This is a genomic window from Pantoea sp. MT58 (assembly GCF_014495885.1).
In the GTDB taxonomy this organism is placed as follows: domain Bacteria; phylum Pseudomonadota; class Gammaproteobacteria; order Enterobacterales; family Enterobacteriaceae; genus Pantoea; species Pantoea eucalypti.
The window spans coordinates 800,783-813,435 of sequence record NZ_CP061083.1 but is presented as its reverse complement, the minus strand read 5'-3'; the positions used below and the strand labels follow the sequence as shown (position 1 = coordinate 813,435).

General features: G+C 55.1%; 13 protein-coding genes. 5 read left to right on the top strand and 8 right to left on the bottom strand.

Annotation, left to right across the window (positions count from 1 at the left end; genetic code table 11):
- Nucleotides 1-15: 15 nt before the first annotated feature.
- Nucleotides 16-234: a YgdI/YgdR family lipoprotein gene (locus IAI47_RS03900; RefSeq protein ID WP_003853956.1), complete on the top strand. Its 219-nt coding sequence runs from the start codon at nt 16-18 to the stop codon at nt 232-234.
- 140 nt (nt 235-374) lie between these two features.
- Nucleotides 375-1,415, top strand: a complete 1,041-nt coding sequence (locus IAI47_RS03895) for an NADP(H)-dependent aldo-keto reductase (protein ID WP_003853957.1) — start codon at nt 375-377, stop codon at nt 1,413-1,415.
- 40 nt (nt 1,416-1,455) lie between these two features.
- Here IAI47_RS03895 and IAI47_RS03890 read toward each other — a convergent pair whose 3' ends face one another.
- From IAI47_RS03890 to IAI47_RS03870, 5 genes are all read right to left on the bottom strand, one after another.
- On the bottom strand, nt 1,456-1,908 hold the full coding sequence (locus IAI47_RS03890; protein ID WP_008925659.1) for a GNAT family N-acetyltransferase: 453 nt from the start codon (nt 1,906-1,908) through the stop codon (nt 1,456-1,458).
- On the bottom strand, nt 1,905-2,678 hold the full coding sequence (locus IAI47_RS03885) for an FCD domain-containing protein (protein ID WP_003853961.1): 774 nt from the start codon (nt 2,676-2,678) through the stop codon (nt 1,905-1,907). The genes IAI47_RS03890 and IAI47_RS03885 overlap by 4 nt, the downstream gene beginning before the upstream one ends.
- Nucleotides 2,679-2,774: 96 nt before the next feature.
- Nucleotides 2,775-3,092 (bottom strand): PTS sugar transporter subunit IIB, encoded by a 318-nt coding sequence (locus tag IAI47_RS03880; RefSeq protein ID WP_003853964.1) that lies wholly within the window; start codon nt 3,090-3,092, stop codon nt 2,775-2,777.
- A gap of 15 nt (nt 3,093-3,107) precedes the next feature.
- Nucleotides 3,108-4,535: a glycoside hydrolase family 1 protein gene (locus tag IAI47_RS03875; protein ID WP_008925660.1), complete on the bottom strand. Its 1,428-nt coding sequence runs from the start codon at nt 4,533-4,535 to the stop codon at nt 3,108-3,110.
- Complete coding sequence (locus IAI47_RS03870) at nt 4,532-5,881, bottom strand: PTS sugar transporter subunit IIC (RefSeq protein WP_003853969.1); 1,350 nt, start codon at nt 5,879-5,881, stop codon at nt 4,532-4,534. The genes IAI47_RS03875 and IAI47_RS03870 overlap by 4 nt, the downstream gene beginning before the upstream one ends.
- Before the next feature lie 178 nt (nt 5,882-6,059).
- Between IAI47_RS03870 and IAI47_RS03865 the strand changes: the two genes are divergently transcribed.
- The gene (locus tag IAI47_RS03865; protein WP_008925661.1) at nt 6,060-6,368 is read left to right on the top strand and encodes a PTS lactose/cellobiose transporter subunit IIA; all 309 of its coding nucleotides are present in this window, start codon (nt 6,060-6,062) and stop codon (nt 6,366-6,368) included.
- A gap of 32 nt (nt 6,369-6,400) precedes the next feature.
- Here the strand turns inward: IAI47_RS03865 and lysA are convergent, their stop codons facing one another.
- A complete protein-coding gene (lysA, locus tag IAI47_RS03860; RefSeq protein ID WP_008925662.1) occupies nt 6,401-7,657 on the bottom strand; it encodes a diaminopimelate decarboxylase in 1,257 nt (418 codons plus the stop codon).
- Nucleotides 7,658-7,759: 102 nt separating this feature from the next.
- Between lysA and IAI47_RS03855 the strand changes: the two genes are divergently transcribed.
- Nucleotides 7,760-8,680: a LysR family transcriptional regulator gene (locus IAI47_RS03855; protein ID WP_008925663.1), complete on the top strand. Its 921-nt coding sequence runs from the start codon at nt 7,760-7,762 to the stop codon at nt 8,678-8,680.
- Here IAI47_RS03855 and IAI47_RS03850 read toward each other — a convergent pair.
- Nucleotides 8,677-9,840: an MFS transporter gene (locus IAI47_RS03850; protein WP_008925664.1), complete on the bottom strand. Its 1,164-nt coding sequence runs from the start codon at nt 9,838-9,840 to the stop codon at nt 8,677-8,679. The two genes, IAI47_RS03855 and IAI47_RS03850, sit on opposite strands and share 4 nt — an antisense overlap.
- Nucleotides 9,841-10,200: 360 nt before the next feature.
- On the opposite strand from IAI47_RS03850, the gene IAI47_RS03845 reads away from it, so the two are divergent.
- Complete coding sequence (locus IAI47_RS03845; RefSeq protein ID WP_008925665.1) at nt 10,201-10,827, top strand: serine protease; 627 nt, start codon at nt 10,201-10,203, stop codon at nt 10,825-10,827.
- A 304-nt stretch (nt 10,828-11,131) separates the two neighbouring features.
- On the opposite strand, the gene lysS is transcribed toward IAI47_RS03845, so the two are convergent.
- Nucleotides 11,132-12,652 (bottom strand): lysine--tRNA ligase, encoded by a 1,521-nt coding sequence (gene lysS, locus IAI47_RS03840; protein ID WP_003852896.1) that lies wholly within the window; start codon nt 12,650-12,652, stop codon nt 11,132-11,134.
- Between the last annotated feature and the right edge of the window lies 1 nt (nt 12,653).

Genomic DNA, 12,653 nt, shown 5'->3' with positions numbered 1-12,653 from the left:
TGAGGATAAGGCGTGATGAAAGGGTTGGCAGGAGTAGCACTGGTGATGGTAACCGCAGCATTCTTAAGTGGATGCAGTTCTGATTATGTCATGGCGACTAAAGATGGTCGTATGATTATGACCGAAGGTAAGCCAAGCATTGATAAAGAGACCGGTCTGGTTGAGTACACGGATCAGACGGGTCACATGGTGCAGATTAACAGCGATGAGGTTTCAACAATCATTGAACGTTAAGTGCCCTGTTTAATCGCCTGCCAACAATTCCCCGCTGGCAGGCGATTTCCCCGACTTTTCCCCCTTCCTTCCCCGCCATTGCTCGCGCTATAGTCCCTGAGAACACAACATTCCATTCCATAAAGAAAAGGAAGCTGGCAATGCACTATCATCGTATTCCTCACAGCACGCTGGAAGTGAGTCAGCTGGGATTGGGTACCATGACGTTTGGCGAACAGAACAGCGAAGCCGACGCCCATGCTCAACTGGATTTAGCACTCCGTTCCGGCATCAACTTTATTGATACTGCCGAGATGTATCCGGTGCCACCGCGCCCGGAAACCCAGGGTCTGACCGAACAATATATTGGAAGCTGGCTCAAACAGCGCGGCAGCCGCGACAAAATCATTCTGGCCAGTAAAGTCGCCGGACCGTCGCGCGGCAATGATGCGTCCATTCGCCCGGATATGGCGCTGGACCGTAAAAATATCCGTGCCGCGCTTGATGCCAGTCTGAAGCGCCTGAATACCGACTACCTTGATCTTTACCAGCTGCACTGGCCTCAGCGTCAGACCAACTTTTTTGGCAAGCTTGGCTATCAGTACAGCGAAACCACCGCACAGGTCACACTGCTGGAGACGCTGGAAGCGCTGGCCGAACAGGTGCGCGCCGGTAAGATTCGTTATATTGGAGTGTCGAATGAAACGGCATGGGGCGTGATGCGTTATCTGCAACTGGCAGAGAAGCATGAGCTGCCGCGCATTGTCAGCATTCAGAACCCCTACAGCCTGCTGAACCGCAGCTTTGAAGTGGGTCTGGCCGAAATCAGCCAGCATGAAGGCGTGGAGCTGCTGGCCTATTCCAGCCTGGCGTTTGGTACGCTAAGTGGCAAATACCTGAATGGCGCGCAGCCTGCGGGCGCACGTAACACGTTGTTCAGCCGCTTTACCCGCTACAGCGGCGAGCAGTCACAGCAGGCCGTTGCAGAATATGTGGCGTTAGCGCAACAGCATCAGATTGACCCATCGCAGATGGCTTTAGCCTATGTGCGTCAGCAGCCGTTTGTGGCCAGCACACTGCTGGGTGCCACCACGCTTGAACAGCTGCAGATTAATATCGACAGTTTCAATCTGACCTTAAATGCCGAGATTCTGGAAGGCATTGAGGCGATTCATCGTCGCTATACCTATCCGGCGCCATAAGTGCGTCTTTGCCAGCTGCCGCCCTGGCGGCTGGCCTCTTTTACAGATCGCGATAATAGAGTTTTACCGGTTTATCGGGATACTCCAGCGCTTCGCCCTGTGGCAACCAGCCATAACGTTCGTAGTAGCCCCCAAACGTTGACCATAACCACAACCGTGAATAGCCCCGTGCCTGTGCATAAGCAATGACATGCTGCTGCAGCGCCTCGCTGACACCTTTGCCGCGCGACGACTCATCAACATAGAGCGCCGCCAGCCACGGGAAAAGATCCTGACGGCTGATCAGGTCGCAGCGCCAGAATCCTACAGTGCCGACCGCCCTGCCCGCCTCCAGAGCGACAAAGGTTACGGGGAAGTCAGCACCGTTCAGGCTGCTGTTCACCACACTGGCAAAGAACGCGTGGCTACTGGCTTCACCAAATGCGCGCCACTGCCAGTCAATAATCTGATCGGCAAACTGTGGGGCATCACTGAGCGAGACAATCTCAATCACATCAGTTTCCCCTGAAAGATCGGGACTGAATCAAACAGGTAGCCATCAAAATCAGGCGCATCGGCGTCGGAAAGCTCCAGCAGCGTATTTTTGACATTCTCAAGGTGCTGCCAGGTCGACTGCCAGGCCCCCATCACATCGCGCCGACGCAGAGCAGCCAGGATAGTCTGGTGATCGCCGAGCCACTTCAGGCGATAGGCGCGGGTTTCAAACTGCGGGCGCAGCTGCTGCCAGAGCGGGCTGCTGTCGTGATGCCGCCAGATACTGGTAACGGTATCGAGCAGCATCTGATTCTGACTCGCACCCGCCAGCAGCAGATGAAACAATTTGTCGTTGTCCTGACTGCTGTCGTTGGCGGCGATGGCACGTTGCTCCTGTTCCAGCGTACGTCGCAGATTTTCAATGTCCGCTTTAGTCGCCATTTTTGCGGCAAAGGCGGCAATATTGCTCTCCAGCAACTGACGCGCCTGTAGCATTTCAAACGGGCCTACGTCGCTGCGGAAAAAGGCCTCTTCTTCATCATCACTGGCGGAAGGAATACGCATTACATAGACGCCGGAGCTCTGACGGATATCCACCGTACCTTCCAGCTCAAGCATCAATAATGCCTCGCGCACGATGGTCCGGCTGACGCCCCAGGTTTCAGCCAGCTGACGTTCAGGCGGCAGGCGCGATCCCACCGGATAGTGTCCGTCACTGATCTGCTGACGCAGGTGCTGACCAATTTCCTGGTACTGCTTTTTTTCTTGCGGCGCTTCGGCTTTGTCCACACTTTTACCCTTTGCAATCAACGCGCTAACGGCATTGTCGCCGTTCCCTGCGCGACAATGCCCGCGAACCGGAGAGGCTGGCTCGCAAACTGGGGCTCAGTGTATCAAAGCCAGCGCCTGATCGAGTACCTTTGCACCATTCAGCGTGCCGTAAGCAACCGTATCGATTACCGCGATAGGCAACTGATAGCTGTCAGTGAGTTTTCTGTTCTCCTCCAGTTTGAAGCGCACCTGAGGCCCGAGCAGCACCACCGCCACCTCGCTGCCGTAGTTTTGCAGCTCTTCACGCAGGTTTTGCTCCGGAATAGCGTAGATCTGAAATGCCAGTCCGCGAGCGGCGACCTCTTTTTCCATCCGCGTTACCACCATTGAGGTCGACATGCCCGCAGCACAGGCCAGAACAATTCGTTTCATGCTCGTTTCCTCGCGTTATTTCGGCTCATCATCAAGCCACAGGGTAAATTGCTGCGTGTCACGCAGCGTACGGAACCAATGGGCAGATTTCTTCATACGGCGCTGACGGTGCTTATCTAAGTCGATTTCGATCAGACCATAGCGGTTTTTAAAGGCATTCATTGGTGAGACGTTGTCGGTAAACGCCCACAGCATGTAGCCCTGACAGTTAATGCCCGCCTGGCTGGCGCGTATCGCCTGATGCAGGTGTTCGCTGATAAACGCGATACGGTAATCGTCCTGAATTTCCCCACCGGCATCTTTGAATTGGGTTTCGTTCTCAATGCCCATACCGCTTTCCGCCACAAACCACGGGATATTGTCGTACTCATCGCGCATTCGTTGTGCCATATCCCAGATAATTTCAGGCTGAATTTCCCAGCCGCGCGAACGATTCATCCGCCGCCCAGGCAGTTCAAAGTGTTCGTAATACCAGGCAGGATGAAAGGGTGTCTCGGGATGCCAGGCGCGGGACGGCGCCTTCACGCGATGGGGATAGTAGAGATTAAGGCCGACCTCATCGACGGTATTGGCAGCAATAATCGCCAGCTCTTCCGGCGTGGTTTCCCACTCAATCTGATGCTTATCAAGCAGCGCCAGCAGCTCCGCCGGATACGCGCCTTTAATCGCGGGGTCGAGAAACACCCGGTTGTAGAACAGGTCATAAATATGCGCCGCCTTCTGGTCGTGCGGGGCGGATGATCGCGGATAGGTGACCTCCGGGTTAAGAATGGTACCAATGCGACCGGCATAGCCACGCTTGCGGAAAAGCTGCACTGCCCGGGCAGTCGCGAGATTTTTATGGTGGTTCCACTGCATCCATTTATGCGTGTTCTGCTCATAAGGCCAGCGCAGCGCGTCGAGATAGACGCGGGTCTGCACCACAATGGGCTCATTAAACACAAACCAGCGTGTGACCCGACCGGCATAACGTTTAAAAACCTGTTCGACATAACGAATAAACAGTTCAACCACATGCTTTGACTGCCAGCCTCCATATTGCTCAAGCAGTAAGGCTGGCAGCTCGTAATGCTCCAGACAGAGCATCAGTTCAATGCCCTGACGCTGCATTTCATCAATCAGCCGGTCATAGTAAGCGGCATATTCCTCATCGACCGTGGCGGTTTCATAATCGATCAGGAAACGCGACCAGTTAATGGAAGTCCGGTAGTGGGTCAGCCCGCTGGCCTTCATTAGCGCCACATCTTCACTAAAGCGATTGATAAAGTCAGTGGCAACCGCCGGGCCATAGCCGTTGTGCCAGACGTGACGATCCTGCTGATACCAGGCGTCAGGCCAGGAGTCCTGGCCCGGCTTTTTTCCGCTCCAGCCTTCCGTCTGCCAGGCGGAGGCAGCAGCCCCCAGAATGAAATGCTCAGGTATGTGGACAGTCTGACGACTCATAACACCTCCGTTCGGTTGGGGTTCAGCTCAGGTTGCAGGCTCTTTGCTTCCGCTGCATCCGCGCGGCGGGCTGCGACTTTCACAAAGGGCAGATAGATGAGTACTGACACCAGAATGCAGACGATCTGCGTCACCACTGCGCCCATCGATCCAGCCGTTGAAAGCCAGGCATTGATAATCGGAGGCGTGGTCCAGGGCACCATCACCACGGCTTTCCCGGCAAAGCCCATCACCGTCGCGAAGTAGCCAATAGAACCTGTCACCAGCGGTGTGATGATGAAAGGGATAGCCAGAATCGGGTTAAGCATAATCGGCATACCAAATATAACCGGCTCGTTGATATTGAAAATGCCGGGCCCGAACGACAGCTTGGCGATTTCACGCATCTCTTTGCGCCGCGTCGCCAGCATCACGGCGGTGAGCAGCCCGATGGTCAGGCCGGAACCGCCGATGCTCATATAAACATCCCAGAACGGCATCGTGATAATGTTCGGCGCCTCTTTTCCCTGCTCAAAAGCGGTCATGTTGACCAGAATTGCGCCCAGCAACAGTGGCTCACGAATCGGTTTCACCATCTGGTTGCCGTGAATACCAATCACCCAGAACAGCTGGGCAACGAACATCAGAATCAGAATGCCCCACAGACTCTGCACCACCGACTCCAGCGGCTGCTGCACCACCTGGTATACCGCGTCGTAGAGGTACATGCCGGTAACGCGATGGAAGATAAAGCCAAAGGTCGCTACCAGCGTCACAGTAATAATTGAGGGGATAAGCGCAGAGAATGAGGCGGCCACATTGGGCGGCACAGTGTCGGGCATTTTGATTTTCAGCCGCTCAACCTGTTCAAGGCGGCAGTAGATCTCTACCGACAGAATGGCGATAAACATGCCGAGAAACAGGCTCTTGGTATCGGAGAATTGTTTGGCCAGCACATCGGTGACCAGATGCATCTGCCCATCGACCATCATCTGTAAGGTGGTCGGCGTTACGGATACAAAGCAGATGATTGCCAGCAGACCGGGAAACAGCGTTTTTATACCGTTGATGCGCCCAAGCTCAATACCAATCAGGAACACCGCACCAATGTTAAGAAAGCTGAGCGTGGCGTAATTGATACTGCTGGTGATGGGCTTGAGGTCAGCTAAGAAAGCCAGAGCGGCAAAGCTGGCAAGGCCATTTTTGCTGTCCAGCACCATGTTAGAAATCAATACCGAGAAGGCGCCAACAATGATTACCGGCATCAGGGTAATGAACGAGGCTTTAATCGCCATGATATAGCGATAACTGTTAAAGCGGGTGGCGAAGCTGCCCAGGGAATCGATAAGGCGGTCCTGTAAAGACATGATCAATCCTCAGAGATGTAAGATCGGTAGTCCTATAATCATCATGATCTTCCTTGTTAGTGGCATACCAAAATGACGAATATCATCAGTTTTTTCTGTGACGAACTTCCCGGAAACGTTTTTTGGCATTCCGGTATGATTAAATTCGCCAATTTGGCATACCAATAGCGGAGGCGTTATGGATTACGAACAGACTATGATGGACTTACTGATCAATGCGGGAGAAGCACGCTCGTCGGCGATGATGGCGATTCAGTGCGCGCGCAAACGCGACTGGGCCGGGGCTGATGCCGGGCTGGCAGCCTCTGATACTGCGGCAAAAGCGGCACATAAAATCCAGACCGCGTTGATTGGCGCAGACGAAGGAAGCGGAAAATTACCGGTCACGCTGATTCTGGTACATGCGCAGGATCACCTGATGAATGCCATGCTGTGTCGCGAGCTGGCAGAGGAATTGATAATGCTGCGAAAAGAGATCTATAGCTGACAGGCGGCACGTGGGCCGCCTGAGCGAGGTGATTAGATAATTTCCAGTGCCAGCAGCGACTCGATAGTTTGTGCACGTCGAATCTCGCGCGGCTGGCCCTGCTCAAACAGCACTTCCGGGATCAGCGGACGGCTGTTGTAGTTAGAAGACATGGATGCGCCGTAAGCACCGGTGTCGTGGAACACCAGATAATCGCCCACTTTCGCCGCCGGAATCGCGCGCGGTTCGACCATGCCGCCCTCCAGCTGGGTAAAGACATCACCCGATTCGCACAGCGGACCTGCAACCACCGTGTCGATCGTCTGCTGCTCATCAATGGCCCGCTCATCGCCCGCCATCAGCGAGATATGGTGATAGCTGCCATACATGGATGGGCGCATCAGATCACTGAAACCGGCATCAACCAGCACGAAGTGACGGCTGCCCATCGACTTCACTGCCCGGACCTGCGACACCAGTACGCCAGCCTCGGCCACCAGGAAGCGGCCTGGTTCGATCTCCAGTTTGACCGCGTGCCCCAGATGCTGAGCAATGCGCTGCCGCGCTGCGTCCCACAGGCCGAAATAGTGATGCGTATCGATCGCCTCTTCACCGTAGCGATAAGGAATAGAAAGGCCACCGCCCGCAGAGATTGCTGACAGATCCTGACCTGACGCCATCACCAGTTCCACCATCGCATCACAGACCTGCTGCAGATGCGCATAATCCACACCTGAACCGATATGCATGTGGATGCCCACCAGCTGCAGACCGTACTGTTTAATGGTTGCCAGCGCCTCGGCTAAGTCACCGTGCCAGATACCGTGCTTGCTGTTTTCGCCACCAGTATTGGTTTTCTGACTGTGGCCGTGACCAAAACCAGGGTTGACCCGTAGCCATACCGCGTGTCCCGGTGACACCGCACCGAGTTGATGCAGCATATCGATCGAACCGGCATTCACCGGCACCTTTAACGCAGTCACCCGCTCAAGTGTCGGTTGATCGAACAGATCAGCGGTAAAGACGATCTCATCACCACCAGGCTGATAACCGGCGGCCAGCGCACGTTCGATCTCACCCAGCGATACCGAGTCCACTTTCACGCCCGCCGCGCGCATCAGGCGCAGGATATGCGTATTAGAGCAGGCTTTCTGCGCAAAGCGCACCACATCAAAGGCCTGCAGCTGAGCAATACGCGCCTGAATAATCTGCGCATCATAGGCCCAGAACGGTCCACTATAACGACGTGCCAGTGGCAGCAGGTTAGTGGCGTTGAGTGCGGTTTCGGTATTCTGTAAGGAACGTGGCATAACAATTCTCCTGTGGCGTTAACCGCATTAAGCCAGATTCGTGTCATAGCGAAAAATATCTGTTTTAATAGCATCTATGCAGAATTGATATGGATAAACGGCGTGGCAAACATTAACTGGCGGCATATCGAAATTTTTCATGCGGTGATGACCAGCGGCAATCTGACGCAGGCCGCCACGCTGCTGCACACCTCACAGCCTACCGTGAGCCGGGAGCTGGCACGTCTGGAGCAGCAACTGGGATTAGAGCTGTTCGGGCGGGTACGCGGTCGCCTGCAGCCGACGGTGCAAGGGTTGCGTCTGTTTGAAGAGGTTCAGCGCTCCTGGTATGGCCTGGACCGCATCATGGAAGCGGCAGAAGGCCTGCGCCAGTTTCGTCAGGGCGAGCTGTCGATCGCCTGTCTGCCCGTTTTTTCGCAGTCGCTGCTGCCGCCGCTGTGTCAGCCCTTTTTACAGCGTTACCCGGATGTGAGTCTGAATGTGATTCCGCAGGAGTCGCCGCTGCTGGAGGAGTGGCTGTCGGCGCAGCGCTACGATATCGGCTTAACCGAAACCCAGCACGCGCCGGCCGGAACTGACCGCCTCGCCCTGCTGACCTGCGATGAAGTGTGCGTGTTGCCGCAGAATCACCCCTTGAGTCAGCGTGAGGTGCTGACGCCGCACGACTTTGCGGGTGAAAAGTATGTGAGCCTGTCGCGCAGCGACAGCTATCGTCAGCTGCTGGATGCGCTGTTTCAGGAGCAGGGAGTGGAACGGCGGCTGGTGATGGAGACACACAGCGCCGCTTCGGTATGCGCAATGGTCAGGGCGGGCGTGGGGATTTCGATTGTGAATCCGCTGACGGCGCTGGATTACGCCGACAGCGGTGTGGTGATGCGTAAGTTCAGCGTGGCAGTTCCGTTTACCGTCAGCCTGGTGAGACCGCAGCACCGCCCTGCGTCGGCGCTGGTGGATGCCTTTGTCAGCCATCTGCAGCAGCAGGTGGCTGACTTTCCGGCGCGAATCGCCGCCCGCCTGGCTTAAGCGCGAACCCTGGCGACCGCGCTGCCCGATTTACGGAAGGTAATCAGGCAGACCAGCAGACCGACAGCGGCCAGCGCAGCCGCAGCAACCGGCACCGCCGTCAGGCCAAAACCACGGCCAATCACTGCGCCACCAACCCAGGCACCCAGCGCATTACCGACGTTAAACGCCGAAATGTTAAGGGTTGAGACCAGGTTCGGTGCTTCTTTGCCGTGACGCACGACGTTAATTTGCAGACCCGGCACCGTCGCAAAGGTTGCCATCGCCCAGAGGAACAGGGTGATCTCTGCCAGCCACAGCGCATGGCTGGTCCAGCTGAACAGCAGCGAGAAGATGGCAATCAGTGAGAAGCTGAGGATCAGGCTGAAGGAGACTTTCCAGTCAGCCAGTTTTCCGCCGAGAATATTGCCAACTGTCAGGCCCGCACCTATCAGGAACAGCGTCCAGCTGACGCCGCGGTCGCTGATGCCCGTCACCTCTAACAATAGCGGCGCAATGTAGCTGAACAGTGCAAACATCGCCGCCGCAAAGCACACCGTCATCAGCAGCGACAGCCACAGTTTGCCGTTGGCCAGTGCGCCAATTTCACTCGCCAGATGAACCGGTTTTTCCTGTTTGTTGTTGGGCAGACTGACGATCAGGGCGATAAACGCCAGCACGCCGATCACCGCCACGCCCCAGAATGTCGCTCGCCAGCCAAACATCTGTCCGAAACTGGTTCCCAGCGGCACGCCCAGCACGTTAGCTAAGGTCAGCCCTGTAAACATCAGTGCCACAGCCGAAGCCTGACGCCCGGCAGGCACCAGACTGGCGGCGACAACCGCGCCAATCCCGAAGAAGGCACCATGACAGAGTGCGGTAACGATTCTGGCCAGCATCAGCAGGTTGTAGTTGTAAGCCAGCGCACACAGCAGGTTGCCGACAATAAAGATCACCATCAGCAGAATCAGCGTTTTTTTACGCGGTAGTCTGGCGGTCAGCAACGCCATTATCGGCGCACCAATTGCTACCCCCAGCGCATAGCCGCTGATTAGCCAGCCCGCCGACGGAATCGACACCTGAAGGTCACGCGCCACCTCCGGCAGCAATCCCATAATGACAAACTCGGTGGTTCCGATGGCAAACGCACTTAACGCCAGCGCCATTAATGCTACAGGCATAACACTCTCCCGGTTTCATTTGCAGGTGAACCGCGCGGACACGCAGCCCCTCGACGCTTATTAATTTTGATCTGCGTCACAGTGAGTATTACAGCATAGCGCTGGTGCACGACATAGCCTGTATGCAGCAAAGGATTATTGCTGAGGCCGCAATAATCGTGTCGCTGTGCCTGTCGCAACTTTCTTTCTCTGCCTGCGGACCCTACCTTAAAGACCCTGGCGAACCCGGGCAAGGTTGCCATTCTCCGTGAACCGATTACGCTTTTTAATGCGTATTTAATTAATAAATCCTTAACGTTGCCGATATATCCCTAATGAATTGCCAGGTGATGTAATCAACTGCTGACGCAGGGAGAGAGAATGCAACGACTCATAGCCTTAATGGTTTTAGGCTTAACCGGCTGCTCGGTGGGGCATTATGAGTACAGTAAAGAAGCGGAAAAACGCGTTGATATGACCGTGACCGGCATTCCTACCGTGCTGGGGTTAGGCACGCTGGGTACTACCATCCCGCTGACGCCGGAGTACAGCCTGACCGCTGCGCACGTGGCGAAGTTCTCTCTTTACCGGGTTAAAGCCTGGCACCCGCAATGCGATCTGGCCGTGGTCTACCATAAAAACAGCGAAATGAATCTGCCACCCAACTTCCGCAACAGCCATATTGGCGACCAGGTGAATCTCTATGGTTACAGTTTTATTTCGGCCATGCCGGTCAGCTCCAGCGGACAGAACCTGATTAATACCACGCTGGCGAACAGCTGGAATAAGCCGGACTGTGTTGTAGTCGCGGCGAATGCGGGTGTGGTGAAAGGGATGTCAGGCGGTGCGGTCTATAACGCCTCTGATGATACGCTGGCGGGTGTGATTATTGGCTACAGCAATAACATCAATGACAATGTCAGCGGTAAGACACTTTATAAGAACGTTGCGCTCTATGTGCCCTATTCCCGCTTTCAGAGCTGGTTGAATCAGGCGATTAAGTCCTGATGTTTGCTGAATGGACAGTGGTAAAAAAGGCCGTAACTTCCGGGCTTTTTCGTGCTGACAACGCCGAATCAGAGTGCATCTGACAGCAACGTATAAAGTAAGCGCGCAGGGAATACGGTCAGAAAAGGAAAGCGTCCCGCGCCAGGGATGGCGTGGGCCGAGCGGTCATGGATGACGGCTTTTGCGTCTTTCCGATCTGACCGTCTTCCCTGAGCAGGCTCGATCTCATAGCGAACCAGGCCATACTCTTTCAGCAGACATAAAAAAGGCCGGTATGCCCGGCCTTTTCTGAGAACAGTCAGACTTACTTGCTGCCTGGACGCAGTGCAGGGAACAGAATCACATCGCGGATAGTGTGGCTGTTAGTAAACAGCATCACCATACGGTCAATCCCGATACCCAGACCGGCGGTTGGCGGCAGGCCATGTTCCAGCGCGGTAACATAGTCTTCGTCGTAGAACATCGCTTCGTCGTCACCGGCATCTTTGGCATTCACCTGCTGCAGGAAACGCTCAGCCTGATCTTCCGCATCATTAAGCTCGGAGAAGCCGTTACCGATTTCACGACCGCCAATGAAGAACTCAAAGCGATCGGTGATTTCCGGGTTCTCGTCGTTACGACGGGCGAGTGGCGAGACTTCAGCCGGATATTCAGTGATGAAGGTTGGCTGAATCAGATGCGCTTCAGCCGTCTCTTCGAAGATCTCGGTCACGACGCGGCCCAGACCCCAGCTCTTCTCCACTTTGATATGCAGGGATTGTGCAATCGCCACCGCTTTATCAAAGTCTTCCAGATCGGCCAGATCCGTTTCCGGACGGTATTTCTTGATCGCTTCACGCATGGTCAGTTTTTCAAACGGCTTGCCGAAATCAAACTCCTGCTCGCCGTAAGGCACGACCGTGCTGCCCAACACATCCTGCGCCAGAGTACGGAACAGGCTTTCGGTCAGTTCGATCAGATCTTTATAATCCGCATAGGCCATATAGAGTTCCATCATGGTGAACTCTGGGTTATGACGTGGCGAAATACCTTCGTTACGGAAGTTACGGTTGATCTCGAACACGCGGTCGAAGCCACCCACTACCAGACGCTTCAGGTAAAGCTCTGGTGCAATACGCAGATACATATCGATATCCAGCGCATTGTGATGGGTGATGAACGGACGCGCAGAGGCGCCGCCCGGGATCACCTGCATCATCGGGGTTTCCACTTCCATAAAGTCGCGGCCTACCATGAACTGGCGAATGCCGGCCATGATCTGCGAACGAATTTTGAAGGTGTTGCGTGACTCTTCGTTGGCGATCAGATCAAGGTAACGCTGACGGTAACGGGTTTCCTGATCGGCCAGGCCGTGGAATTTGTCCGGCAGCGGGCGCAGGGCTTTGGTCAGCAGGCGCAGTTCTGAACAGTGAATCGACAGTTCGCCGGTCTTGGTTCTGAACAGTTTGCCACGCGCACCCAGGATATCGCCGAGGTCCCATTTCTTGAACTGCTCGTTGTAGATGCCTTCAGCCAGATCGTCACGAGAGACGTAAAGCTGAATCCGGCCGCCCACATCCTGCAGAGTAACGAAAGAGGCTTTACCCATGATACGGCGGGTCATCATGCGTCCGGCGACGCTGACCTCAATATCCAGCGCTTCCAGCTCTTCATTGCTCTTCTCGCCATAGCTTTCCAGCAACTGGTTTGAAAGGCTGTCACGACGGAAGTCGTTGGGAAACGCCAGACCGTTGGCACGCAGCGCACTCAGCTTTTCGCGGCGCGTTTTCAGTTCGTTATTTAACTCAACGGCGGCATCAGCGCTCTGCGGTTGTTGTTCAGACATG

Coding starts and splice junctions, on each gene's coding strand:
- IAI47_RS03875 (WP_008925660.1), bottom strand. CDS start 4,535: ATGAGTCGTCAGACTGTCCACATACCTGAGCATTTCATTCTGGGGGCT.
- IAI47_RS03900 (WP_003853956.1), top strand. CDS start 16: ATGAAAGGGTTGGCAGGAGTAGCACTGGTGATGGTAACCGCAGCATTC.
- IAI47_RS03845 (WP_008925665.1), top strand. CDS start 10,201: ATGCAACGACTCATAGCCTTAATGGTTTTAGGCTTAACCGGCTGCTCG.
- IAI47_RS03850 (WP_008925664.1), bottom strand. CDS start 9,840: ATGCCTGTAGCATTAATGGCGCTGGCGTTAAGTGCGTTTGCCATCGGA.
- IAI47_RS03865 (WP_008925661.1), top strand. CDS start 6,060: ATGGATTACGAACAGACTATGATGGACTTACTGATCAATGCGGGAGAA.
- lysS (WP_003852896.1), bottom strand. CDS start 12,652: ATGTCTGAACAACAACCGCAGAGCGCTGATGCCGCCGTTGAGTTAAAT.
- IAI47_RS03895 (WP_003853957.1), top strand. CDS start 375: ATGCACTATCATCGTATTCCTCACAGCACGCTGGAAGTGAGTCAGCTG.
- lysA (WP_008925662.1), bottom strand. CDS start 7,657: ATGCCACGTTCCTTACAGAATACCGAAACCGCACTCAACGCCACTAAC.
- IAI47_RS03880 (WP_003853964.1), bottom strand. CDS start 3,092: ATGAAACGAATTGTTCTGGCCTGTGCTGCGGGCATGTCGACCTCAATG.
- IAI47_RS03870 (WP_003853969.1), bottom strand. CDS start 5,881: ATGTCTTTACAGGACCGCCTTATCGATTCCCTGGGCAGCTTCGCCACC.